The 26,016-nt window shown below is 47.7% G+C and carries 21 protein-coding genes; 9 read left to right on the top strand and 12 right to left on the bottom strand.

Annotated features, from left to right (window positions below; translation table 11 throughout):
* Positions 1–15 precede the first annotated feature (15 nt).
* Positions 16–957, bottom strand: coding sequence for an IS982 family transposase (locus ABGT88_RS09460; RefSeq protein ID WP_258327747.1), 942 nt, complete (start codon positions 955–957; stop codon positions 16–18).
* A gap of 32 nt (positions 958–989) precedes the next feature.
* On the opposite strand from ABGT88_RS09460, the gene ABGT88_RS09455 reads away from it, so the two are divergent.
* Positions 990–1,406, top strand: a complete 417-nt coding sequence (locus tag ABGT88_RS09455) for a hypothetical protein (protein WP_087423062.1) — start codon at positions 990–992, stop codon at positions 1,404–1,406.
* Between the two features lie 436 nt (positions 1,407–1,842).
* Positions 1,843–2,214, top strand: coding sequence for a hypothetical protein (locus tag ABGT88_RS09450; protein ID WP_346701745.1), 372 nt, complete (start codon positions 1,843–1,845; stop codon positions 2,212–2,214).
* Positions 2,215–2,458: 244 nt separating this feature from the next.
* Here the strand turns inward: ABGT88_RS09450 and ABGT88_RS09445 are convergent, their stop codons facing one another.
* The 6 genes from ABGT88_RS09445 to purL all read right to left on the bottom strand — a co-directional run bounded on the left by ABGT88_RS09445 (position 2,459) and on the right by purL (position 13,171).
* Entirely contained in the window at positions 2,459–3,835 is a 1,377-nt protein-coding gene (locus ABGT88_RS09445; RefSeq protein ID WP_346701743.1) for an aldehyde dehydrogenase, read from the bottom strand.
* A gap of 228 nt (positions 3,836–4,063) precedes the next feature.
* Positions 4,064–5,767, bottom strand: coding sequence for an acyl-CoA dehydrogenase family protein (locus tag ABGT88_RS09440; RefSeq protein ID WP_087409534.1), 1,704 nt, complete (start codon positions 5,765–5,767; stop codon positions 4,064–4,066).
* Between the two features lie 103 nt (positions 5,768–5,870).
* Positions 5,871–6,890 (bottom strand): electron transfer flavoprotein subunit alpha/FixB family protein, encoded by a 1,020-nt coding sequence (locus tag ABGT88_RS09435; protein WP_087409535.1) that lies wholly within the window; start codon positions 6,888–6,890, stop codon positions 5,871–5,873.
* Between the two features lie 34 nt (positions 6,891–6,924).
* On the bottom strand, positions 6,925–7,797 hold the full coding sequence (locus tag ABGT88_RS09430; protein WP_087409536.1) for an electron transfer flavoprotein subunit beta/FixA family protein: 873 nt from the start codon (positions 7,795–7,797) through the stop codon (positions 6,925–6,927).
* 192 nt (positions 7,798–7,989) lie between these two features.
* Positions 7,990–9,393, bottom strand: coding sequence for an amidophosphoribosyltransferase (locus tag ABGT88_RS09425; RefSeq protein WP_087409537.1), 1,404 nt, complete (start codon positions 9,391–9,393; stop codon positions 7,990–7,992).
* An 85-nt stretch (positions 9,394–9,478) separates the two neighbouring features.
* Positions 9,479–13,171 (bottom strand): phosphoribosylformylglycinamidine synthase, encoded by a 3,693-nt coding sequence (gene purL, locus ABGT88_RS09420; RefSeq protein WP_087409538.1) that lies wholly within the window; start codon positions 13,169–13,171, stop codon positions 9,479–9,481.
* A 358-nt stretch (positions 13,172–13,529) separates the two neighbouring features.
* Between purL and ABGT88_RS09415 the strand changes: the two genes are divergently transcribed.
* The gene (locus ABGT88_RS09415; protein WP_346701739.1) at positions 13,530–14,759 is read left to right on the top strand and encodes a tyrosine-type recombinase/integrase; all 1,230 of its coding nucleotides are present in this window, start codon (positions 13,530–13,532) and stop codon (positions 14,757–14,759) included.
* Positions 14,760–14,949: 190 nt separating this feature from the next.
* Here the strand turns inward: ABGT88_RS09415 and ABGT88_RS09410 are convergent, their stop codons facing one another.
* The 3 genes from ABGT88_RS09410 to ABGT88_RS09400 form a co-directional block, all read right to left on the bottom strand.
* Positions 14,950–16,686: a DUF262 domain-containing protein gene (locus ABGT88_RS09410; RefSeq protein WP_204395807.1), complete on the bottom strand. Its 1,737-nt coding sequence runs from the start codon at positions 16,684–16,686 to the stop codon at positions 14,950–14,952.
* Between the two features lie 117 nt (positions 16,687–16,803).
* Positions 16,804–17,709 (bottom strand): WYL domain-containing protein, encoded by a 906-nt coding sequence (locus tag ABGT88_RS09405; protein ID WP_346701737.1) that lies wholly within the window; start codon positions 17,707–17,709, stop codon positions 16,804–16,806.
* A gap of 195 nt (positions 17,710–17,904) precedes the next feature.
* Positions 17,905–18,519 carry a YqiA/YcfP family alpha/beta fold hydrolase gene (locus ABGT88_RS09400; RefSeq protein WP_346701735.1) on the bottom strand — a complete coding sequence of 205 codons (615 nt, stop codon included), beginning with the start codon at positions 18,517–18,519 and terminating at the stop codon, positions 17,905–17,907.
* A 141-nt stretch (positions 18,520–18,660) separates the two neighbouring features.
* Between ABGT88_RS09400 and ABGT88_RS09395 the strand changes: the two genes are divergently transcribed.
* Positions 18,661–19,263: a metallophosphatase domain-containing protein gene (locus ABGT88_RS09395; protein WP_346701733.1), complete on the top strand. Its 603-nt coding sequence runs from the start codon at positions 18,661–18,663 to the stop codon at positions 19,261–19,263.
* 81 nt (positions 19,264–19,344) lie between these two features.
* A complete protein-coding gene (locus tag ABGT88_RS09390; protein WP_346701731.1) occupies positions 19,345–21,093 on the top strand; it encodes a GNAT family N-acetyltransferase in 1,749 nt (582 codons plus the stop codon).
* Positions 21,094–21,170: 77 nt separating this feature from the next.
* On the opposite strand, the gene ABGT88_RS09385 is transcribed toward ABGT88_RS09390, so the two are convergent.
* Positions 21,171–21,740 carry a cyclic nucleotide-binding domain-containing protein gene (locus ABGT88_RS09385; RefSeq protein ID WP_346701729.1) on the bottom strand — a complete coding sequence of 190 codons (570 nt, stop codon included), beginning with the start codon at positions 21,738–21,740 and terminating at the stop codon, positions 21,171–21,173.
* A 157-nt stretch (positions 21,741–21,897) separates the two neighbouring features.
* Here ABGT88_RS09385 and ABGT88_RS09380 point away from each other — a divergent pair, with 157 nt between their 5' ends.
* A complete protein-coding gene (locus ABGT88_RS09380) occupies positions 21,898–22,224 on the top strand; it encodes a multidrug efflux SMR transporter (RefSeq protein WP_346701727.1) in 327 nt (108 codons plus the stop codon).
* Between the two features lie 15 nt (positions 22,225–22,239).
* Positions 22,240–23,442, top strand: a complete 1,203-nt coding sequence (locus ABGT88_RS09375; protein ID WP_346702855.1) for an MFS transporter — start codon at positions 22,240–22,242, stop codon at positions 23,440–23,442.
* A 233-nt stretch (positions 23,443–23,675) separates the two neighbouring features.
* Here ABGT88_RS09375 and ABGT88_RS09370 read toward each other — a convergent pair whose 3' ends face one another.
* Complete coding sequence (locus ABGT88_RS09370) at positions 23,676–23,882, bottom strand: hypothetical protein (RefSeq protein WP_346701725.1); 207 nt, start codon at positions 23,880–23,882, stop codon at positions 23,676–23,678.
* A gap of 371 nt (positions 23,883–24,253) precedes the next feature.
* Here ABGT88_RS09370 and ABGT88_RS09365 point away from each other — a divergent pair, with 371 nt between their 5' ends.
* Together ABGT88_RS09365 and ABGT88_RS09360 are read left to right on the top strand one after the other, a co-directional pair.
* Positions 24,254–25,219: an IS30 family transposase gene (locus ABGT88_RS09365; RefSeq protein WP_346699950.1), complete on the top strand. Its 966-nt coding sequence runs from the start codon at positions 24,254–24,256 to the stop codon at positions 25,217–25,219.
* Between the two features lie 142 nt (positions 25,220–25,361).
* Positions 25,362–26,006 carry a LysE family translocator gene (locus ABGT88_RS09360; RefSeq protein WP_258328032.1) on the top strand — a complete coding sequence of 215 codons (645 nt, stop codon included), beginning with the start codon at positions 25,362–25,364 and terminating at the stop codon, positions 26,004–26,006.
* Positions 26,007–26,016 lie beyond the last annotated feature (10 nt).

Raw genomic sequence — 26,016 nt, 5'->3', positions numbered from 1 at the left:
CACCCGTTGGCGGAATTAAATTAGCGCATATTTAACTCTACCAATGGGTCTCTCATTTTTATAGTTAATATATTGCAGGATTGTAAGTGCGCTAATCTTCCCGACAATCCGGGCAAACAATCCGTCTGTATCTTTCGCATAATTCCTTATAATCATAAACTGGTCACACAATTGCGAGAATAGAGTCTCGATTCTTTTTCTCGCTTTGGCAAAAGCTGGAAATGTAGGTTTCCATTCTTTCTGGTTAGTTCTGTATGGTACTTCCAGTCTGATATTGGCAGTTTCAAACAGATCCAATTGTACCTGAGCACTTATATATCCTCTGTCCCCTATGACAGTACAATTACTATAGTCCACTTTTACATCCTTCAGGTAATGAATGTCATGTACACTTGCCTTTGTGAGGTCAAAGGAATGGATGACTCCACTTAATCCACAGACTGCATGGAGTTTATATCCGTAATAATACACTCTTTGTGATGCACAGTATCCGATTGACGGTGCTTTCTCAAAATTCTTCTTTCCCATACAACAACGCCTGAAACGGGAAAAACGACATACTTCTATCGGTTTAGAGTCAATGCAGAAACAATCTTCTCCTCCATCAATTTCCGCTGCCATTCTTTCCCGGATTGTATTGCATAGGGAGGAAGTGATTTTACGTCTGTCATTGTATTGTCTGCGTGATATAAGATTGGGAATTTCAATCTTATATTCCTGTAGCTTTGCAAACAACAATGGCTTACTGTCAATACCAACAGTTTCTGATGTCATATTCAATGCCATTATTTCAAGGTCTGAGAATCCAGGGACTACTCCTTTTCTAGGCACATTCCCTGATTCATTGACAAAATTTCCAGCTACTTGCTTGCATATGTTCAGAAATTTTGCGAATATTGCATATAGTTTGTGTGTATGATATTTGCCCATTAAAAGTATACATAACTTTTTATACATAAATCTTTTATCAATTTAATTCCACTAACGGTATGAAAACAGGAAATTTATTCAAAATTCTTTTATTAATAATCTTTGCAACGACATTTGTCGCATGTGAAAGCGAGGAAAAAGATGGAGATTGGGAAGCGATGAAATGGGAAACCAATGTATCAAATATCAATAAAAACAAGATAGAAGTACCCAATGAGGGTGGCGTTTATGTCATTAAATGTACGAATTATAAAAGTTTTTGGATTAATGCGTTGTCTGAAAACGGTGAGTCTCTTCCAATAGATAATGAAGATGAAAAAATAGAAAGAGAGTGGTACTCTATAAAAATAAATGATGGAAACACCATGACTGTTTCGATTCTATCGAATAGTAGTGATGACAATAGAACTTTGAAAATAGGAATTCAAGCAGAAAATGCTTTTGATTCATTTTTGTTTGAGCAAAATAAGAACTAAGATAACTTTTGTATTCCTAGGAATAGCTATAATATTTTAACATGATAAAATTTAAGAGGGAGGACCACACGATTCTCCCTCTTAAATTTTACTATTCAAAGAATAGCAGATATTCCATCTTTCTTCTCAACTTAATGCGCGAAATACTCAATCTTTATGGTGCTGTAAAGAAATATTGAATAAATTAAGCAAAATACATTACCTTTGTTATCGTCTTAAACAATAAGCTAAAACTGAAGTGGAATATTGGAAACGAATTGCATAGAAAAATAGAAGATACCGCCTATATTGTTATCCTAATTGAGTTAATAATCAATAAAAGCGTTAAATCTTCACCCTTTAGAATGTACAATTAAAGACAACGACCATATTTCTGACTTATTACCTATAAAATATTGAGTAATAATCGGTTGTAAATACAACATATTGTAATGAATTGAAGGAAGTACATGTTCAAGCTAGTATACCCCCGATAATTGATGCTGAGACATTTAGCGACTATAATAAAACACTGTATGTGCCAATTAACTGCAGTGATGCTTATCGGGTTTCCGAGTATTGGAAGAACTTTGAATATATTGTAGAGTCTGCTGATGAAAGTGCCATTGAATCGATTGTTAATGAAAAACATCGCATCTATGTTGTTGGTCATACTCTGCATGTGGAGAATAGAGAAGATATTTATCGGGTGTATAATCTTATAGGGCAGATCGTTTATACGGGGAGTGATCGGGTTGTACGGTTGTCCGATTCTGGCGTCTATGTGATTTGTACAAAAGAGTCTTCGTTTAAAGTCGTTGTGAGATAAGTGTTTACTTATCCTTGTCATACACAAGAAAGACTGTCTTAAAATGAACTGCATCCCAAAAGTTAGATACGAAACTTTTGGGGTGCAGTTCAAAATGATTGTCTTTTGTCTATGAAATGTTGGGATGAGATATTAGAGAGAAAATAGGCCCCTTGGGCTCCGCATGGGACTGCGGGGTGACGAGGCGTATCATATCGCGCTGCAATGTGGTATCCAAATTCTTAGATAACAAGAGTAACATTTTTTATTTCAAAACCCGTTTAAGCCACTTCAGTTTGTTGCCGTAGGGCGGGAACCGGAATTCGGAGTAGAGCCGCTGGTTCGAGGTGACTACGCCGCGCTGGTGGCTGAAGGTCTCGAAACTGGTGCGGCCATGATAGGCCCCCATGCCGCTGTTGCCGATGCCACCGAAGGGAAGCTGGCTGTTGACAATCTGCATGATGGTTTCGTTGATGCAGGCGCCGCCCGACGAGGTGTGCTGTATCATGTAGCGGGCCCGTTTGCGGCTGCGGGTAAAGTAGTAGAGGGCCAGCGGTTTCTCGCGCAGGTTGATGTGCTCGACACAGTCGTCGATGTCGTCGAACGGAATTACGGGGAGTATGGGTCCGAAAATTTCGTCGGTGAGCAGGGGCGATTGCGGGTCGATGTCGGTAAGCAGCGTAGGGGCTATGTAGCGGTCGGTAGGGTCGCAGGTGCCGCCGCAGAGGGGAGTACCGTGCGAGAGCAGAGCCGCCAGTCGCTCGAAATGCCGCTCGTTGACGATACGCGGATAGTCGGGGTTGTGCTGCGGGTCCTGGCCAAATTGCCGCACGATTTCCCGGCGCATCAGCTCGATGAGATGCGACTCTACCCGGCTGTGTACCAGTAGATAATCGGGCGCTACGCAAGTCTGTCCGCAGTTCAGGAATTTGCCCCACACGATACGGCGGGCAGCCGTGGGCAAGTGAGCGTCGTCGTCGACAATACAGGGGCTCTTGCCACCCAGCTCGAGCGTGACCGGCGTGAGGTATCGGGCAGCCGCCTGCATGATGTGGCGGCCATACTCTACACCGCCGGTGTAGAAGATGTAGTCGAACCGTTCTTGCAGCAGCTCCTCGGTCGTTTCACGCCTACCGTCGGCCACGGCGATATACTCCTCTTCGAAACATTCGCCGATGAGCTCTTGCAGGGCCCGAGCCGTGTGGGGCGCTTCGCCCGAAGGCTTGATGATGGCACAGTTGCCGGCCGCGATGGCACCTACCAGAGGCGACAGCGCCAGTTGCAGCGGGTAGTTCCACGGGGCAACGATGAGCACACACCCGTAAGGCTCGTAATGAATGCGGCTGTGAGAGCCGAAGAGGAAGAGAGGCGTGGGGCGCCGGCGGTCGCGAGCCCAACTCTGCAGGTTGTTTTTGACGATGCGTATCTCGTGCAGCAGGATACCGATTTCGGTTACATAACTTTCGAAAGGCGACTTGCCCAAGTCGGCCCGCAAAGCCTCGGCCAGTTGTTTTTCCCGGTCGGCAATTCCTTCGGCCAGGCGGTCGAGGGCACACAAACGGTAGGGGATTTCGCGGGTAATATGTTCGTTGAAGAATGCTTTTTGCAAATTGACCAAGTGATGATAGTCGTGCGTTGTCATATCGTCGTCGTTTGTAATTGGGTGATAAAGATAACAATTCGCCGGCAGATACAGTTTAAAATTATTCTAAATTCTTTGAGTAGGGAAAATAGCCTTTCTTGGGTTGGTATTTCTGCCCGGTATTCCTGGATTCCTTGGCGTGGCGCGGAATGACGCGGAAGATAATAGAAAACGAGACCTCTCCCGTGTGGGGAGAAGCCTCGTTTTTATGGAGTGATAACACTCGTATTACTTGCGATAGTCGGCCATCATTTCGGGTTTGGAGTGGGCGATGAAGGCAGCGTGTTTGGTTACCTCGGCTTCACCGAAGTTGATGTATACCTCGGCTGAGTGGCGGAACGATTCGTTGCGTGTGGTATCGGCGAGCAGCAGGTGACCCATGATGATGTGTCCGGCCATTTCGACCATGCGGCGAGCCTGGAAGTCGATGTATTCGTTGTCTTTGGTTTCGGTAACCGACTCGACAGCTTTTACATAGGCCTCTTTCATGGCTTTGAGGCGGTCGCGCAGGGGCTCCAGTTCGGGAGCGATGGTGGCAGCCTCGTAGGCTTCGATCTGGTGGAGGTAGGTGCCGGTGGTCACGTGGCGGATTGCGGCTACTACTTGCAACTGGGTAGTACCTTCGTAGATCGAGGTGATGCGGGCATCGCGGTAGATACGCTCGCAGGCGTAGTCTTTCATGAAGCCCGAACCGCCGTGTACCTGCACGCAGTCGTAGGCGTTCTGGTTGCAGAATTCGCTCGACATGCCTTTGGCCAGCGGGGTGAAGGCGTCGGCCAGTTTCTGGTAGGCTTTCATCTCGGCACGTTCTTCGGGCTCGAGCGAGCGCTCTTTGGAAATATCATCGTAGGTTTTGTACATGTCGACGAAGCGGGTCGTTTCGTAGAGGAGCGAACGCGATGCGTCGAGTTTGGCTTTCATCAACGAAATCATTTCGTATACGGCGGGGAACTCGATGATGGGTTTGCCGAATTGTTTGCGGTCGCGGGCGTAGGCGATGGCTTCGCGATAGGCGGCTTCGGATACGCCTACCGATTGGGCGACGATACCCAGACGGGCTCCGTTCATCAGGGCCATTACGTATTTGATAAGACCCAGCTTGCGGCTACCGCAGAGTTCGGCTTTGGCGTTCTTGAACACGAGTTCGCAGGTAGGAGAGCCTTTGATACCCATCTTGTTTTCGATGCGGCGAACCGTTACGCCGCCATCGTTACGGTCGTAGATGAACATCGACAATCCGCGGCCGTCTTTGGTGCCTTCTTCCGAACGGGCCAACACGAGGGCAATGTGGCCGTCGCCGTTGGTGATGAATCGTTTCACTCCGTTCAGATACCAGCAGCCGTCGGCTTCGCTGTAAGTGGCTTTGAGCATCACGGCTTGGAGGTCCGAACCGGCATCGGGCTCGGTCAGGTCCATGGCCATGGTTTCACCGGCGCATACGCGGGGCAGGTATTTCTGTTTCTGCTCTTCGCTGGCAAATTCGTAGATGGTCTCGGCGCAGTCTTGCAACCCCCAGATGTTTACGAACCCGGCATCGGCGCGGCTCACCATATCGGCTGCCATGATGTAGGGCACGAGCGAGAAGTTGAGGCCGTTGTAGCGGCGGGGCATCGAGATACCCATCAGGCCGGCTTTTACCAGGGCGTCGAGGTTCTTCTGCGTACCTTTGGCATATACTACGTGGCCGTCGACTACGTGGGGACCCTCGTGGTCTACGTCTTCGGCGTTGGCAGCTACGATTTCACCGCTGATTTCACCGGCGATTTCGAGCACCTTTTCATAACTGTCCATGGCGTCTTCGAAGTTGAAGGGCGCATAGTCGTATTTTTCGGCATCGGAGTAGTTCCGTTCCCGTAAGGCCACCAGCTTCTCCATGAGCGGGTGGTGCAAGTGATGTTTCAGATCACTGTTGTCTAAAAAGAAATTAGCCATATTTTGTTTTTACTTTTTCATATATGAATGAAACCTCCTTTTCTCGCGGCTTTCTTCGGCCGGAGGTCTTCTCGCGGCACGGCTATGGTGGCAGCGTGTGCGATTATTTGGAGTTCTTCTTGTAGTATTTGATCAGTTTGGGAACTACCTCTTCGACCGTACCGGTGATTACATAGTCGGCAATCGTGTTGATAGGAGCGTTGGGGTCGCTGTTGATCGAGATAATGATCGAGCTGTCCTGCATACCGGCGATGTGCTGGATTTGTCCCGAGATACCGCAAGCGATATAGAGTTTGGGACGTACCGTTACACCCGTTTGGCCGATTTGACGGTCGTGTTCTACAAAGCCGGCATCGACGGCGGCACGCGAAGCACCTACCTCGGCACCCAGCGTAGCAGCCAGGTCGAAGAGCATGTCGAAGTTCTCTTTCGAGCCCATGCCGTAACCACCGGCTACGATAATCGAAGCGCCCTTGATGTTGGCTTTCGATTTCTCCATCTGGCGGTCGATAACCTCGACTACGAAGTCGGTATCGGATACATATTTTTTCGGGTCGAGTTTCACTACCTCACCTTTGTAGTTGGGGTCGTAGATCTCTTTCTTCATCACACCCTCGCGCACGGTTGCCATTTGCGGGCGGCACTCGGGGTTGACGATGGTGGCCACGATGTTACCACCGAAGGCGGGACGAATCTGGTACAACAGGTTTTCGTAGGTCTTGTTGTTTTTCTTGTCCTCGTGCGGGCCGATTTCGAGAGCCGTACAGTCGGCCGTCAGACCGCTATGGAGCGACGACGATACGCGCGGACCCAGGTCGCGGCCGATGCTGGTGGCACCCATCAGGCACACTTGGGGTTTCTGTTCCTTGAAGAGGTGAACCAGTACCGAAGTGTGGGGAATCGAGGTGTAGGGATAGAGGCGGGGATCGTCTACGGTATAAACCGTGTCGGCCCCGTAGGGGAATATCTGTTTCTCCACGCCGTCGAGGTTGCTGCCGATGACGAGCGCTTCGAGTTTACAGTTGAGTTGATTGGCCAACGAACGACCTTTGGTGAGCAGTTCGAGGCTCACATCGGCGATAATGCCGTCTTCTATTTCGCAATATACAATCAGATTGTTCATAATCGTTAGTTTTTTAGTTCATAGTACACGGGCATTAACCAATGGTGTGATTGGCGATCAACTCTTTTACGAGGTCTTCGATTTCGTTGTCGGCTGCCGTGAGCTGCTTGCTTTCTTTGGCTTGGAATACTACGTTTTGTACGGCTTTCACCTTGGTGGGCGAACCGGCGAGACCTACCTGCGTGAGGTCGGCATCGACATCGTTTACACTCCACTCATAGAGGTTTAGGGCCGGACGCTCCTCGTAGAGTTTGAGGCACTCTTCGCTGAGGCCCTGTTTTTCGCTGGGCGTCTTGGCATATTTGTAGCGTTGCACGAGTTTGGCGTTGCGGGGACGGCATTCGTCGGCCGAACCGTTTACGGTGATGACGGCGGGCAGGGGTACCGTTACGGTCTCGACACCACGCTCGAGACGACGTTTAACGGTTGCTTTGCCGTTCTCGATTTTGAGTATTTGCTCGGCATAAGTCACTTGGGGGATACCCAGCTTCTCGGCCACCTGAGGACCTACTTGAGCCGTATCGCCGTCGATGGCCTGACGACCGCCCAGAATGATGTCGTAGTCTTTGATTTTACGCACGGCACATGAGAGGGCGTATGAGGTAGCCAGCGTATCGGCACCGGCAAAAGCGCGGTCGGTAAGCACGATACCACCGTCGGCACCGCGGAAGAGACCTTCGCGGATAATCTCGGCCGCACGGGGAGGACCCATCGTGAGCAGGGTAATCGTTGAACCCGGATTCTGTTCTTTCAGTTGCAGAGCCTGTTCCAAGGCATTCAAATCTTCGGGGTTGAAGATAGCGGGCAGGGCGGCACGGTTGATGGTTCCGTCCTCTTTCATGGCATCTTTCCCCACATTTCTGGTATCGGGCACTTGTTTGGCCAATACTACGATTTTAAGACTCATAATTTAATGTGAGATTTATGATTTATAAATATTCTTATGTTTTGTGTCGTATTATTGCTGACTTGCAAAATTACAAAAATGATTGTTATTATCAATCTTTTAGCGGAAAAAACCTCCATACCTCCACGCGACAGGGCTGTATCGGGCGGTGGTATAGAGGTTTAGGCCTTTATCCCGTAGGGGGGACGGTGCCTATTCGTAGCTGCTGCCGTCGAAACAGTGTGTGCAGATGCACTCCTTGGGCAGACCTATCGATTCGACCAGGGTCTCCAGAGGGTTGAATTTGAGCGATGTAATCTTCAACTTCTTGCAGATGCAGTTGACCATGCAGTTGTATTGAGGCGAATGGGTGCGGGCGTATGCCTCGATGTTCTTGTCGGGGTCGCCTTCGAGCTCGGCGATGGTACGCCGGGTGATGAGCTCCATTTCGCTCTTCGAGGCGGTGAAGTTGAGGAACTTGCAGGGGTAGAGCAGGGGCGGGCAACTGATGCGCATGTGCACCTCCCGGGCGCCGTAGCGGTAGAGGTCCGATACGTTGTCGCGCAACTGGGTGCCCCGCACGATCGAGTCGTCGCAGAATACTACCTTTTTACCGTTGAGCATGGTCTTGTTGGGAATCAGTTTCATCTTGGCCACGAGTTCGCGCATGGCTTGGTTCGAGGGGGTGAAGCTGCGAGGCCAGGTGGGGGTGTACTTGACAATGCCCCGTTGGTAGGGAATCTGTTTGCCTACGGCATAGCCCAGGGCCATGCCTACACCCGAGTCGGGGATACCCGACACGAAGTCGGCTTCGATGTCGTCGCTTTTGCCCATCTCGAAACCGGTGTGGAAGCGCATCTCCTCGACGTTCTTCCCCTCGTATTCACAGGCCGGATAGCCGTAGTATACCCACAGGAACGAGCATATCTGCATCTTCTTGCCGGGCTGGGCCAGGGTTTCGTAACCGTCGGCCGTGAGGCGCACGATTTCGCCGGGGCCTATGTTGTAGCAGAGTTCATACCCCAGGTTGGGGAAACTGCAGGTCTCCGACGACACGGCGTATCCGTTCTCTCCGCGGCCTATCAGGATGGGGGTACGGCCGTACTTGTCGCGGGCGGCGATGATGCCCTGTTCGGTGAGCAGCAGCATGGAGCAGGAGCCTTTGATTTTCTCCTGTACCAGGCGGATGCCCTCGACGTAGTCTTTGCCCTGGCTGATAATCATCGACACCAGTTCCGACTGGTTGATGATGTTGTTGCTGTGTTCGCTGAAGTGGTTGCCGCTGGCCAACAGCTCTTTTTCGAGCTCTTCGACGTTGTTGATTTTGGCCACGGTGACGATGGCAAATTTGCCCAGGTGACAACTGATGATGATGGGTTGAGCGTCGGTGTCGCTGATGACGCCGATACCCGAGTTGCCTGAAAATTCGGGCAGCTCGGCCTCGAACTTCGAGCGGAAATACGAGTTCTCGATATTGTGTATCGCCCGTTTGAATACGCCGTTGCCGTAGGTCACGATACCGGCGCGTTTGGTGCCCAGGTGCGAATTGTAATCTACCCCGTAGAAGAGGTCGGTTACGCACGATTCTCTCTTTATAGTACCAAAAAATCCTCCCATAGTGTTGTGGTAATGGTTATTGTTGTGTTAAAATGAACAGAGCGAGAGGGCGACGATGCCCTCCCGCTCTGCGGAATATACGGTGTTATTTGGTGTGTTGTTCTACCCATTTGCGGGCGTTGACAAAGGCTTCGATCCACGGGGTTACCTCGTCGTTCCGGCGGTCGGCGGGATAGTAGCCGCACTGCCAGGGGAAGATAGCCCGTTCGAGGTGGGGCATCATGGCCAGGTGACGGCCGTCGGCCGAAGCGATACCGGCAATAGCGTAGGGCGAACCGTTGGGGTTGGCCGGGTAAGCGTCGTAGGTATACTGTGCCACGATGTGGTAGCGCTCTTTGTCGTACGGCAATTCGAATTTGCCTTCGCCGTGAGCTACCCAGATGCCCAGCTTCGAGCCCGAGAGCGAGCCGAACATCACCGAGTTGTTCTGCGGGATGGTGAGTCCGATGAACTCCGATTCGAACTTGTGCGAATCGTTGTGACGCATCTTGGGTTTCTCGGCGTGGTCGGGGGTGAGCAGACCCAGTTCGACCATGAGCTGGCAGCCGTTGCAGATACCCAGACTCAACGTGTCGGGGCGGCTGTAGAAGCGGTCGAGTGCAGCCTTGGCCTTCTCGTTCCAGAGGAAACCGCCGGCCCAACCTTTGGCCGAGCCCAGCACGTCGCTGTTCGAGAAACCGCCGCAGTATACAATCATGTTCACGTCGTCGAGGGTTTCGCGGCCGCTGATGAGGTCGGTCATGTGCACGTCTTTCACGTCGAAGCCGGCCAGGTAGAGCGAGTAGGCCATTTCGCGGTCGCCGTTCACACCCTTCTCGCGGATGATGGCGGCTTTCACGCCACTGCGGGTGCGGCGGTCGGCCGAGATGCCATACTGGGCCAGCGTGCCGGTGAACGACGGGGCGAAACTGTATTGCAGGGGTTGCTCCTTGTAGTTGAGGAAACGGGCCTTGGCAGCCTCTTCGCCGCTCTGTTTGCGGTCGAGCAGGTAAGACGATTCGAACCATACGTCGCGCAGGTGGTCGATGAAGAACTGGTAGTCGGCACCATCCTTATGGATGAGCAGGTGACGCTCTTCGCAGGGACGGGCCAGCTTGATGAAGGCGACACCGGCGTGTTTGAGAATCTTCTCTACCTCTTCGCACTTCTCTACCTGGATGAGGATGCCCGGGTTTTCGCTGAAGAGAATCTTCACCAGATCCTTTTCGGGTATTTCGTCGAGCGATACTTCCAGACCGCCCTCGGTATTGGCAAAATTCATTTCGAGCAGCGTGGTAATCATACCGCCGGCCGAGATGTCGTGACCGGCCAGAATCAGCTCTTTCTTCACCAGCTCCTGTACGGCGTTGAAGGCGGCGGCAAAATACTCACTGTCTTGTACCGTGGGAACCTCTTTACCTACCTTGTTGAGCGATTGGGCAAAGGCCGAACCGCCCAACTTCAGCCGGTCGAACGAGAAGTCGATATAGTAAACGGTGCTTTCGATGCCGGTACGCAGCACGGGCGAAACCACTTTGCGGATGTCCGACACTTCGGCTCCGGCCGAGATGATGACCGTACCCGGCGAATAGACCTTGTCGTTGCCATATTTCTGAGTCATCGAGAGGCTGTCCTTGCCGGTGGGGATGTTGATGCCCAGCGAGCAGGCAAAGTCGCTGCAAGCCTCGACGGCGCGGTAGAGGCGGGCATCCTCGCCCTCGTTTTTGCAGGGCCACATCCAGTTGGCGCTCAGCGATACGCTGTCGAGACCCTCGGCCAGCGGAGCCCACACGATGTTGGTGAGCGCTTCGGCAATCGAGAGTACCGAACCGGCGGCCGGGTCTACCAGGGCAGCTTGCGGGGCATGGCCTATCGAGGTGGCGATACCGGCGCGGCCGCGGTAGTCGAGTGCAACCACACCGCAGTCGCTCAACGGCAGCTGAATCTCGCCCTGGCATTGCTGGCGGGCAATCTTACCCGTTACCGAGCGGTCTACCTTGTTGGTGAGCCAGTCTTTGCAGGCTACGGCCTCGAGCTGGAGCACACGCTCTACATACTCGTCGAGCTGAGCCTGGTTGTAAGTTACATCTTCGTACGTCTCGGTAACCGTGTGGTCGGTCATCACCGTGCGGGGTGCCTTGCCGAACATGTCGTCCATGGCCAGGTCGATGGGTTTCACACCGTCGGCCTGACGGAATACGAAGCGGTGGTCGCCGGTCGTCTCGCCCACTACGTAGAAGGGGGCGCGCTCGCGGTCGGCTATCTGGCGGATACGGTCAATATCTTCTTCGTGAATGACGATACCCATGCGCTCCTGACTCTCGTTACCTACGATTTCCTTGGCCGAGAGGGTGGGGTCGCCCACCGGGAGCTTGTCCATGTCGATGACACCACCCGTCTCCTCCACAAGTTCCGAGAGGGCGTTGAGGTGACCGCCGGCACCGTGGTCGTGGATGGAGACGATGGGGTTCTCGTCGGCTTCCGACATGGCACGTATCACGTTCGATACACGTTTCTGCATTTCGGGGTTGGCCCGTTGTACGGCATTCAGCTCGATGGCATTGGCATACTGTCCCGTCTCGACCGACGAAACGGCGCCGCCACCCATACCGATGCGGTAGTTGTCGCCACCCATCACCACGACCTTCTCGCCGGGAACGGGGGTACCTTTCAGGGCGTCGCGCATGTTGGCGAAACCCACACCGCCGGCCAGCATGATTACCTTGTCGAAGGCGAACTTCTTGCCGTTCTCGGCATGCTCGAAGGTGAGCAGCGAGCCGCAGATGAGGGGCTGTCCGAATTTGTTACCGAAGTCCGAGGCACCGTTCGACGCCTTGATCAAAATCTGCTCGGGCGTCTGGTAGAGCCAAGGGCGGGGAGCCATGGCCCCCTCTTCCCACTCGCGACCCTCTTCGGTGCGGGGATAGGCCGTCATGTATACGGCAGTACCGGCAATAGGCAAGCTGGCACGGCCACCGCCCAGACGGTCGCGAATCTCACCACCCGTACCGGTAGCGGCACCGTTGAAGGGCTCGACCGTGGTGGGGAAGTTGTGCGTCTCGGCTTTGAGCGAGATGACGGTCTTTATATCTTTGATTTCAAAAAAGTCGGGTTGTTGCGGATTCACCGGGGCAAACTGCTCGACCACCGGGCCGGCATTGAAAGCCACATTGTCCTTGTAGGCCGATACCAGGCGGTTGGGGTTGTACTCCGATGTCTTCTTGATGAGCTTGAAGAGCGAGCTCTCTTTCTCCTCTCCGTCGATGATAAACACGCCGTTGAAGATTTTGTGGCGGCAGTGCTCCGAGTTTACCTGCGAGAAACCGAACACCTCGCTGTCGGTGAGCTTGCGGCCGATTTTACGGCTCAGCTCGTTGAGGTAGTTGATTTCGTCGGAGCTCAAGGCCAGCCCCTCCTGCTCGTTGTAGGCAGCCAGGTCGTCAATGTAGACGATGGGGTCGGGACGTTTGTCGATTTCGAAAATCTGGCCGTCGATGCCGTGGTAGAGTCGTTGCAGCATCTTGTCAAACTCGGCCTGGTCGTTCTCGACCGGGAAGAACTCCTCGATGCGGGTAATGCCGGTGAGTCCCATGTTTTGCGTAATCTCTACCGCATTGGTACTCCACGGGGTAATCATCTCTTTGCGCGGTCCTACGAACCAACCCGACAGCGTGGGCTGTGCGAGTTGCTCGGCCTCTCCGAAAAGCCAGGATAACTTTTGGGTCTCTTCGGCCGAAAAGGCATGGTCGGCCTCGACCGCGATAATGTTTTGAACGGGGGTTTTGAAAAGAATGACCATTATGTCTTGTTTTTTAGTGGTATGGTTGTATTCCCGCTCCTCTCTTGAAAGGAGGCAGGGAAAAAGATCTATGGGTTTCGGCAGCAAAATTATCAAAAATCTATGGAAAAACCTCCAAAATTCGGCAGATTAACGCAATGTAATCTGTGAATTAAGTAGTTAGGAGAAAATCGCGGAAGTTGGATAGAGGGCTGAATAGCGTTTCAAAGCGGATTGGAGAAAGAGAACGGTTTCCTAATCGTTACCCGTCAGAAATGCAGATTTAACAGTCACCGTTCCGTTTGCGCCGCTCTGCGTAGGTTTGCTTGTCAAGGTTTAACTCGTTGATTTATAGTTTTGCAACCAAAAAAGAACGAGTATGACAAGGAGCACATTTCGCGTGCTGTTCTATGCGAACGGCAGCAAGGAGAAGAATGGAACTGTCCCCATCATGGGACGGGTTACAATCAACGGAACGGTGGCGCAGTTCAGTTGCAAGCGGAGCATCTCAAAAGAACTTTGGGATGCAAAGGGCAACCGTGCCAAAGGCAAGAGTTTGGAGGCAAGGGAAACGAACCTTGCGCTTGACAACATCAAGGCGCAAATCATCAAGCACTACCAGCGCATATCCGACCGTGAGGCGTTTGTGACGGCAGAGATGGTACGCAACGCCTATCAAGGCATAGGCGGCGAGTATGAAACGCTGCTCAAAGCCTTCGACCGTGAGAACGAGGTGTTCAAGAAGCGTGTCGGAAAAGACAGGGTCAGGGCTACCTATATGGCAAGGGTACGGGCAAGAAACCATGTGGCGGCATTCATCAGGTCACATTACAAGCGGAACGACATCTCCATGCCTGAACTTACGCCCGACTTCATCAAGGAGTTCGCCGTGTTCCTTTCCAACGAAGCCGGACTGCACAACGGTTCGATATGGGAAAACTGCATGTGGCTGAAAGGTGTGGTGATGCGGGCGCATTTCAACGGACATATACCGAGAAATCCGTTTGCGCAGTTCCACATCAGCCCGAATGTCAAGGAGCGTGAGTTTCTGACGGAGGATGAGTTGAAGGCGGTAATGACGCACGAGTTCTCAGATCCGAAACTGGCATATATCCGTGACTTGTTCGTGTTTGCGAGTTTCGCCGCCCTTTCTTTCGTGGACATCAAGGAACTGACCAACGACCGCATCGTGGAAGTGAACGGCGAGAAGTGGATTATTTCCAAGCGGCACAAGACGGGCGTACCGTTCCAAGTGAAGCTGCTGGACATCCCCTTACAGATAATCGAGCGTTACCGTCCGTTTCAAGAAAACAACTTCGTATTTCCCAACCTGAACTATTGGTCAATCTGCAAGCCGTTGAAGAAAATGATACGGGAATGCGGTGTGAATAAGGACATCAGCTTCCATTGCTCACGTCATGGATTCGCAACCTTGGCCCTCTGCAAGGGTATGCCGATAGAGAGCGTAAGCCGCATTTTGGGTCATACGAACATCGAAACGACCCAAATCTATGCGAAGATAACCGTGGAGAAGCTGGATAACGACCTCACGATGCTGGGCGACAAGCTGAGCAAGTCATTCGGTAACATCAAAGTGGCAGGGATATGAAACGGACAACAATCACAATGGATGTGTGCGGCAGGATTGCCGTACCGTCCGATATAGCCAATGTGTGGATGAGCGAAATTTGTAAAAAAATAAGAAGACACTTACCAACAGTCTTGAGGCGCACTCCATAAGAGTGCCTCAAAACTGTTGCTATTTCCTTACACGGAAATATTGTTCAATGAGAATATTATCATGCCCCAATTATGGATTTTAGAGTCGATAATAATAACTTTTTTCTTTCAGTTATAAATGTTACAAAATCATTGAAATCCAAGCTGGTATTCTGTGGAATAAGATGTGATGCTAAATCTATATTATTATCCTTTACCCAATCTTTCAAATCCTCATCGTTTTTCGATTCGTTTGATGCACCGGAAAGTAATTGAAGGTTTAATATAGAATTCCAGTTTTCGGGATCCTTATAAAAACGATATTTTTCTGAATCAGAAAAATCACTCTCTTTTAGCTTATTGAATTTACTTGCAGGATGTAAATGATCTTTATGATATATAACTTTATCATATTGCAGGTGCGAATAAAGTAATGCTAAAATTGTATAACAATCGGGAGCATCCTTTTGTGTCTTTAATATATCGTCAATTACCTCATCGCTTAATGACAGACTCTTGGCATCGTCACTTGCAAACTCTGCTTTGATTTGCTCAAAAGGAAATCTGTTTTCTATAATATTATTTTTGAGGACTTTCCTAATACGGGACAATACACTATCAGATTGACCACCAAATACACCTTTGAGTAATGAAATGCATAGCCATTTTCGCATATCTGTCTTTTCTTCTTGATGTATATGGTCTTTTAATATCTCTTTCTCAAGATTTTTATGATAAATATAGTAAACAATAGGAATAATTGCATTTTTTGCTCTAAGACTTGAATCATTAAAGCCCCATTTCTTTAACAATTCAAATGTTACCTCAATACTTTCTTTTATTCGATCCCAGTTTTTATCAAACACACTAACACTATCTGAATTGAAATTTGCTACCTGAAATTTTATATTATCATTGAACAATACTAGACAACATTTTAGAATTAAGTCAGCGGATATAATAAAATTGTTATTATATACTGCATCTACCAATGACTTAAATTCTTTTCGTGCATCTTTCTCCCAATTAGCTGTTGTTATAGACATTAATAGGTTGGAAAAACTAAGAGGTTCTCCCCCACTGTTAGTTCTAATGAATATGTCGAGTACAGTATCAATATCCTGATTTTCTTCTTGATAATAATTAATAAGTTTGTTATCAAAAATCACCTTTCTCAATTTCCTCAAGGTTGATTTTGCATATTTCTTATCTTTCCAAGGTCTTGAGTCTATAAAATCATCAAGAGCATCGTCTTCTCTGTAATCGTAAATATCGCCAACCAAAAATAAATCCTCAGTTTCGTTTAGTTTGGCAAACTCGTTATCCGATAGGAATTTAAAATTGTAAATCATCTTTCTTTCATCATCTTTGGGAAGTTGTGATGACAAGTTAATATAAAGTCGTCTTGTAGGTAAGCAGTCTTCATTATCTTTCCACCACTTTCTTGGCATCTTATATGCATAAGTACCCTTTAACCCCAAATATAACGATGTCAATCTCTGCTGACCATCTATAACAGCCATAAAGTCCGAGTAGCCTTTTGTGGATATGTATGGATTTTCATCTTTAAAAAAAGCTCTATATTCTTTGAGAAACTCATAAAACTTGTAATTGTTTTTGGTTTGACTACTTGTAACGTTCCATATCATAAATGAATTAATAGGATAATCTCTCATAATACTATCGAACAACACTTCAATCTGTTCGCTTGACCATACAAATTTTCTTTGTATTGCAGGGAGTAAGAATTTTCTTTGTTCAATATACTCTATCGCATCGCTGATGCTAATTGGAGTTTTAAAACCGCTATTTATCATAATTTTGAAAGTTTACATTTATCAATCATCCATTGGCGAAATTAAATCAGCGCATATTTAACCTTGCCAATAGGTTTGTTATTTTTATAGTTGATGTATTGTAGGATTGTAAGTGCGCTAATCTTCCCTATACAAATTATACATATCCGACACCCATCCTTTCAATGTCTTTCTTAAAGATGCCGGAGAAATGACCTCTATCATGGCTCCTGCACTAAGTAATCTCATTGTAAAATCGAATGTAGGAGCAAGGAATAACTCAAAGTCAGCATATTCACCGTTATCTTCCAGCAACTTCTGGCTATGATGCAAGGGAAGCGAGTTCATATATGGAATATGATCACGGTAGGCTCTGATAACTATCCGTTCGGGCTTTATATTGCCGTCGGATATAATTCCGTAATAATTTGAGAAGTAATCTGAAGCGGAAAAATCTTTGGGAAGCTTAAATGTGTCCGTTGTTATTTCCAAATCTTCAATGCGGTCAAGCCCGTAAATCCGGTAATCATTATAGTGGATATTGTGAGCCAGAACATACCATCGGTTTTCAAACAGTTTTACACAGTAAGGCTCGATCGGAAACGTGTGACTATTTAACTTGTTGAACCCGCAATAAGTGATTGTCACGACATGGTTTTCCCTCATCGCTTCAAGTAATGTGTCCAAATGGTTGTAGGCAGACGGAATTTTGCTGACCAGAATCCGGTTTTTCAGTGAAAGGTTCTCGCTGATAAGGTTGCTTACGGCAAACGAGTCGAGCATCCATTTTTTCAGTTCATCTTCATCAATGTCCTCCGGATTCTCTATATAATAAAGATAACCGCCAGACCTTTGACAAGAAATGATAATTCCGAACTGGCTGAAAATAGCATCTTTCCATCGGTTGAACGTAGCACGGCTCAGGGGCTTGTAATCACTTAAATCCTTATTACGCTCCCAACGGTCGGAAATCTCCTCCAAAGAAATCTTTCCTGCCTTGCGGATAGTGTCTATCAGCCATGTGTATTTTTGAAGTTGTAACATATTGCATCTTGTTGGTTGCGGTAAAGTTAATAAAAACTTGTAGCATCCAATGCAACATCTCGGATAATACAACATAATTAACACAATTATTTGATTCTTAACTAAATTATACTGCTTTGAGATTGAAAATCAGGCGCATGACACAGTCAATACTGACGGTTTTACCGAAGTTATTTCCGATGCAGGCTTGCATTATTATTTGGATATTTCTCTGTGTAGCAATTTCAGAGCTGCTGCCCGGTGTCGGTGTCCTCCTTTGGAATCCAACAATAATCTGTAACCGGATTCGAAAACCATTGCCATATTGTCAAGCATATCGGCATCTCCTATAAGTTCGTCATGTACGGCGAACAAGGCATAGTTCTTTGTCCCGTTCACTACCTTATGACTACTCTCATATTCCGTAAAACGTCTGCAAACTGCTTCGTCAAGTGTATATTCAGTATTGCCGTCCTGCCTTTCTACAAAATAAGAATATGTCCCGAATCCTATCTTGTAACGAATAAGCTCCGCTATATTCATTGCCGGGTTGCAGATTACCTTTGTCGCACGTGGAGCATCTGCATAAAACACATAATATCCGCCCAATGAGGTTCCCATTAATAAGGATGGATTGAACTTGCTGACAGTGGCATTAATCTTTTTTACCGATTCAAATGGATTCTCATTTACTTCAATTGCTATCCACTCGTATTCAGAGAATATTTTACATACCATCCGTACTGTTGTTGATGCTGCACCGGAACCAAGTCCATGCACATAGATGGCAATAGGCTTTACATTGTTCTCATTAATTAATGTCGTACACATATTAATATAGATTATTTCAATAATATTGCAAAAGTATCCTCCTCATGTCTCACTTTTATATACAGCAATGGAATCGTTTCTGCTTGTATCGCAAATTGAGCCAGCAATCCTTTATCTTTGTCGGCAAAGAAAGCATTCGAGATGAAAATTTTGCATATTTCAGACACACATGGTTGCCACAGACGGTTGCACGATTTACCACAAGCTGACATAATCGTGCATTCAGGCGACTTTACCATGAACGGCAGTGAGCAGGAAGCCTTAGATTTTATGAACTGGTTCTGCGACCTTCCTTATCCGCAAACGATATTCATTTGCGGCAACCACGACGATTGCCTTTACGGTGCTACTATTGACGGACTTGACGGCAATGTCCATTACATATGCAATTCTGGAGTTGAGATTAACGAAGTGAAATTCTATGGCGTTCCGATGTTCATGGGCGACTGCATTACTGACCGCCAGACCAAGCATTATGCAAACATTCCCGATGATACGGATATTCTCATTACACATACACCGCCTTTTGGCATCCTCGACTCTGACGACAATATCCATTACGGTTCGGAAGAACTACTTAACCGTATTTCGGTTGTCCAACCTCGGCTGCATCTTTTCGGGCATATACACTCCCAGCATGGAACAACAACTCTTAACGGAACAACCTTTTCCAATGGAGCGATAATGAATGCTGATTATTCCGATTTAAGAAAGTCGAGTCTTATAGAATTTCATAAGAGATAGCAAAATATTATTTCAACCTGTACCGATAAATGATACATCCTCGCCATACTTTTGTGCTGTAATCATAAATGCAGCATAAAGATGGAAGAAGTAAAAACACAGAAAATTGGGCTGGTTACAGACAGGCTTGTCATCAGGACACCTGACGAAAATGATGCGCGCGATATTTTCACCCTGATGAGCGACTTGGAAATAGCGGCAATCACCGGATTCAGACCGATGAACACGCTTAGCGAGGCCGAAGGGAAAATCCGCAGGGATATGAATAGCGGGCTGATGTTCTGTATTTTGGAAAAGAACCGTCCGGAAAAGGTTCTCGGCGTTTTTGAAGTCACTCCGCACAAGACAAATACCGTTTCGGGTGAGAAATGCAATTACGAGATATGTTATTTCCTCCATAAAGAGGCCCGAGGGAAAGGCTATATGACGGAAGTTGTGAAAAGAATGAAACGCTATCTGTTCGATGAGCGGATGGCTGACTCGCTGACCATTGCCGTCCTGCCACGGAATGACGCCTCTCGCAGAGTCGCCCTGAAAAGCGGCTTCACATACGAAGGTTTGGAAAGAAAGTGCGGCATGAATTATCTTGATGAAGTTGTCGACCTTGAATATTATACCCTTTACAAAGAAGAATACCTCAATCCCGATGAAAAAGTACGCAAGGAAAAGCTGACTATCGCATCAAAGCAGAAATGGATTAATGACGGTGGCATTCTTTACCCGATTCCGGGCTATGCTTCGTTGCTCACTTCTCCCGGCAACGGGATATTCCGCATCTATGAGCAACCGCAGACAAAACGCTTGGGACTGGAGAAGATAGATGATACTTTCCGATTCGATTTCAAGATTTATGACCTTGACTGCGAGGATATTATGTCGAAAATTATAAAGACATGGACTTCAGACCTGTTCAGAGAAAGCAACAAGAATCTTGGAGTGATTTTCAACGGCATTAAAGGAACAGGTAAGACAATCGCTGCTAAACAGCTCTGTAACCGCATTGGACTACCGGTGATTGTCATCTCAAAGCCCGTTGACGGCATGTTGGAATTTATTCAGTCATTGCATTTCGAGAGCATTATCCTTATTGACGAAGCGGAAAAAACTTTCCGTGAAGAGCAAGAAGTTCTGCTAAAAATGATTGACGGAGTTTACAACGACATGCGGAAACTGTATATTCTGACCACCAATAAGCTGTCAATTGACGAGAATCTTCTGGGGCGTCCGGGTCGCATCCGTTATATCAAGGAATTCGCCAATTTATCTGTAAGGGCAGTTAATGATGTCATAGACGACAATCTGAAAGACGCATCTTTGAAGGAGGAAGTACTGAGAATTGTTGATAGTCTGGAGATCTCCACCATAGACATTCTGAAAGCCATTATTGACGAGTGCAATATAATGGAGGCTGTTCCGTCAGATTCTACTTTGAACATTCCGAAAGCTAAATACAGAATGCAGATTATCAGTTTCGACAATCTGGATGTGAAGGCGCATCAGGAGGTGAAAGACTATATTAAAGAGCATTTGGTTTACAATGAATCTGTTGCAGATTGGTTGCGGAAAGTCATTGGTACGGATGAAAGCAAGAAAAAAACTAAGAAGAACATGGACTTGATAAATGAAATGTTTGAATGCGATGTAGATATAGAATGGCAGGCCACTTCATCATTAGCTACATATATAGGCAAGCGAATCGGACATAGGACGGTCATTTCAGAACCTGACAGATACGGTTTCTTTACAGTCGAAGCCGACTGGGGCGATACGGAATTATGGTGTCTTTGCAATGAGATTGACATACCGTCACTTTATAGAGGAAACTTATAACAGAAAAAAATAATATGAACGACAGAATTTTAAACAAGGAAGATATTCTTTGTATGCAATACGCCGGGATGAAATCATCACGGATACTTTATTTGTGCCCTAATTCTGCTCAGACTTGCCTGCGTGATGCCTAAATAAGTGGCGATACTTCCCAACGGCAACCGCTGTAACAAATCAGGCTCTTTCTCCAACAACTCGTGATACCGTTCCGAGGCGACGGCTGACAACATGGAAATCAGCCGTTCCTCGGCAGCAAGCAGTTCCATTTCCGCATAACGCCGTCCCCAATTGGCTATGTGCAAATCCTTCAAGAATAACTCTTTCAGTTTTTTCCTTTCCAATACATATAAGACAGAATTTTCCATCAGCTCCATTGTTTCATACCCCGGTTCGTCATTCACATATCCTTTCATGGAAACAATAGTCGCCCCTTCCTTGCCGACCCAAAAGGTAATTTCTTTCCCCTCTACCGAAGTATAGGCGCGGACAATGCCTTTCTTGATGAAAAAGATGTCTTTTTCTATCTTGCCATATTCCAACACTTGGAATCCTTTGGGGTATGAGACTTCCGTCAGGCATTGCCGCAACTTGTCCAAAGACGCATCCGGCATGGCATATCTCAGGTTGATGATTTCCTTTATATCCATAAGTCATTTTGTTATGGTGCAAAATTATAAAATAGCGCACAGAAACAGCTGCTAACGGCTGTTTTTTTGTCAAATGCAAAATCCGTTTTTACCAAATGTAAAAAACGGTTAGAAATTACTTGCTTACTTTTGCACCCGAATTTAATAAATCATAGGTATGAATTGGATAATTTTATTTTTGGCAGGATTGTTTGAAGTGAGCCTCACATTCTGCTTGGGTAAAACGAAAGCGGCATCAGGACTTGAATTTTATTTGTGGGGGAGCGGTTTCTTGGCTTCCACGGTATTGAGTATGGCATTACTTGCCAAAGCGGTTCAGACTTTGCCTTTGGGCACGGCATACGCCATTTGGACGGGTATCGGAGCGGTCGGCACGGTCTTGATTGGGATATTCGTTTTCAAAGAGCCGGCCACTCCCATACGGCTTTTCTTCCTGTCCACGCTCATTGCCTCCTTGATTGGATTGAAAGTTGTGTCATACTGAAAGGAGGAATAAATGATGAAATATGAATTGAGAGAAAACCACGGCATTCCGGCACCTCTGCTGGCTCTGCTGGCAGTCGCTACCGGGCTTTCCGTTGCCAACTGCTACTACAACCAGCCTTTGTTGGGCAGCATGGCAAAGGATTTTGGGGTAAGCGACTTTTCTGCCAGCATGGTTGCGACATTGACCCAGATAGGTTATGTAGTCGGACTTGTGTTTGTCATTCCGCTTGGCGATTTGGTTTCACGAAAGCAGCTGATATTGACCAATTATATCATTTCATCGTGCGCATTGCTTGCCATAGCACTTGCCCCTAACATCTATTGGGTGTGGGGCGCATCCTTGCTTGCCGGAGCATCTTCGGTTATGCCGCAGTTCTTCATCCCGTTGGTGTCTTTCCATTCAGCACCAGCACACAAGGTACGCAACGTGGGGATTATACAGTCCTGTCTGCTCATAGGCATTCTTGGCTCACGGGTGTTAAGTGGTTTCCTGGCTGATATGTGGGGATGGCGTTCCGTCTATTTTGTGGCTTGTGTGTTTATGCTCGGATGCTTTCTTATGATTTACAAGATGCTTCCCGTTCTGCCTGTTCGTTCACGTGAAAATTATGCGGGTCTGATGAAATCCTTGTTGCGTCTGCTTGCCAAATACCCGTACTTGCGTATCGCTTCGTTGAGGGCGGCATTGGCTTATGGCTCGTTCTTTGCGTTGTGGAGTTGCCTTGCTTTCCGGATGAAGCAAGAGCCTTTCTTTGCGAGTGACGATATTATCGGCGCACTCGGTTTGTGCGGATTGGCAGGTGCATCCACGGTGGTTTTCATCAGCGGCTATATCCAAAAGTACGGTGCAAGGTTCTTTTCTATTGCCGGAGGATGTGTGGTATTGGCTGCATGGCTGCTGGCATTTTTAGGGAATGACAGCTACCTGTGGATGATAGTTGCCATCCTGTTGATTGATGCCGGTATGCAATGCATCCATTTGTCAAATCAGACCAGCGTAGTCGCCCTTGACGCATCCGCCATCAACCGTGTCAATACCGTTTATATGACCATCTACTTCCTGGGCGGTTCTGCTGGTACGTTCGTTTCAGGTCTGTTTTGGCAACATTACGGATGGGCAGGCGTGGTAGGAGTAGGAGTTGCCTTTACCGTGGCTTCCTTGTTCGTTAATTGCTTCCAACCAAGACTGCATAAGGATGAATGCTCAATATTCTGACTAAAATAATTTTTGGAATGATCCTTTCAGTCTGAATATTTTTCATACCTTTGTACCGTAAGAGTTTCCCAAACAAGCAAAGCGATGCAGACCACGGCAATTAGGAACGGTTACCAACTCATTACCCGAAAACGAGGTAATTCTTCTAACTCTCTTGATTTCAAAGAGGTATATTCCTTATACAGATTTACATAAAATCTCTGGAATATCCTCGCAAAAAGAGGGGAATGACTTTAATCGGTCAAGTTGTTATTTTTCCTTTTGTCCTCCTTCCCCTGGTCGGGCTTGGAGGAGAGTTGGTAAAACATCATGCCCAGGGCAAGACCTATGCCCATGCCGGCCGGGATATTCTTCATGACCGCCCCGAGGGAAAGGCCCAGCAGCATACCTATGGCGATGTAGCGGGCGAGGCGTGGACGTTTCTCTTTTTTGTCGTTCATAAGCTCTAATCGGTAAGCAGGTTTTCGAGTATCACAAGCAGGTTGTTCATGCTGCGAAGCCATTAAAAAAGTGATAATGTCGTTTTCGAAAGTCAAAGGTAGAGAAAATCCCGCACTTCTCAGATAAAAATCGATAAAACGAGTGCCTATTTTCTAACATAATCTTGTATATTTGCGAGAGATGCACCAATAGTTCGGTGAAGAATCCAAATCAAAACGCAACGTTTTTCGAGTAAGGAAGGAACAAGAACTATGAAAAACACTGCGGGGGAAGCCATAGCGGCGGGGGCGCAAAGCCCCTGAGAGCGTCCAACAGCAATACAAAAAAGGGAGACCGAAATCTCCCTACGATTAATTAATTTTGTATTGCCATGTCAAATCAACTAATCGAAGCCCAAAGATATGAAATATATCTTGGTCTGAAAAGGAAATGGAGCCGTTCTCGCATAGCAGAGGAAATAGGAGTATCAAAATCGACAGTCAGTCGGGAAATCAGGCGCAACTCAAAGCCGGAAGGAGAGTATATATGGAAATATGCTCAGAGGCAGTGTGATAGCCGCAAGCACGGATTTAAGGGCCATCACAGGAAACCGGAAGATCTATGGTGGCGAATTGAGCGCATGATCGAAGAGGAGGAATGGTCTCCGGCCCAGATAGCGGGAGTACTCAGGAAAGAAGGTATCCACATCGCCAAGCAGACCATCTACAACCATGTCCATGCCGATACGACCGGGAAACTGGCTCTGCATATGCCTCATGGGCTCAAATACAAAAAGCGAGGCAAAATCCTGTGTCCGACAAAAGCGACCAATATACCCAACCGCACAAGCATACACGAGCGCCCCAAGGAGGCAGACGGAACCCGATTCGGCGATTGGGAAATGGACACCATCATCGACTCCTGCGGTCATGCCATCGTCACCCTAACCGAACGTTCGACCAATTTCATACTCATGGAAAAGTTGCCTCAGGGACGGAAAGCCCTACCGACGGCCCGGGCGGTCATCCGACTGCTGTTCCCATATAGGCAAACGATACATACGATTACCACCGACAACGGTTGTGAATTTGCAGCACATCAGGAGATAACCAAACAACTCAGCCTCAAAGGTAGGCCGCCAGTTAAGGTTTATTTTACGGATGCTTATTCAGCCTGGCAGAAAGGAGCCATTGAGAATGCAAACAAGCTTATTCGGAAATATATCCCAAAAAAGGCCAACTTTCAGGATTTCTCCGACTGGAAAATCAAAGAGATACAAAAGAAATTGAATCGAAGACCTCGGGAAAAACTTAATTTTGATTCGCCCAAATACAGATTCTTCATAAACGTTTTGTAGTTTTGCATTTGCTGTTGGACTCTACCCACCAATAGTTCGGCCACAGAGGACACTAATAAATTTGGTTCTACACGCGGCTTGTACTATCTTTGCATTCCCTTGCCGGAATTTTCCCGGCGGGATAGGATAGTTTTTAGACTGTATGAATTTAGCGCTCTATACGATTATTCGAGGATTGGCCATCGGCATATTGGTATCGGCACCTATGGGGCCGATAGGGATATTGTGTATCCAGCGCACGCTCAACAAGGGGCGTTGGTCGGGATTCGTTACGGGGCTGGGAGCCGCGTTGTCCGACCTGATATATGCCCTGCTCACAGGGTTGGGTATGTCGATTGTTATCGATTTTATCGAAGCCAATCAGAATGTATTGCAGATTCTGGGCAGCCTGGTGCTGGTGGGCTTCGGCCTCTATCTCTACCGGCAGAACCCGGCGAAGAATATCCGCAAAGCCAACTCGTCGATCAATTCCTATACGCAAGATTTCATTACCGCCTTCCTGCTCACCTTCTCCAATCCGCTTATTCTGTTCCTCTATATAGGTCTGTTTGCCCGTTTCAACTTCTTCCTGCCCGAATCGCAGTTGTGGCACCATGTCGTGGGCTATCTCTCTATCCTCATCGGAGCGGTGGGCTGGTGGTTTTTCATTACCTATGTCATCAATAAAGTGCGTTCGCGGTTCAATGTGCGCAGCATCTGGTTTATCAACCGCGCTATCGGTATCATCATCATCGTCATGTCTGTTTTCGGATTTGTGTGGGGGATAAAAGATTATATATTGCATTAAGATAAACATC

It is taken from the genome of Barnesiella sp. An22, from assembly GCF_963931395.1.
Lineage (GTDB): Bacteria > Bacteroidota > Bacteroidia > Bacteroidales > Barnesiellaceae > Barnesiella > Barnesiella merdigallinarum.
This window is presented reverse-complemented; position numbering and strand designations above follow the sequence as displayed.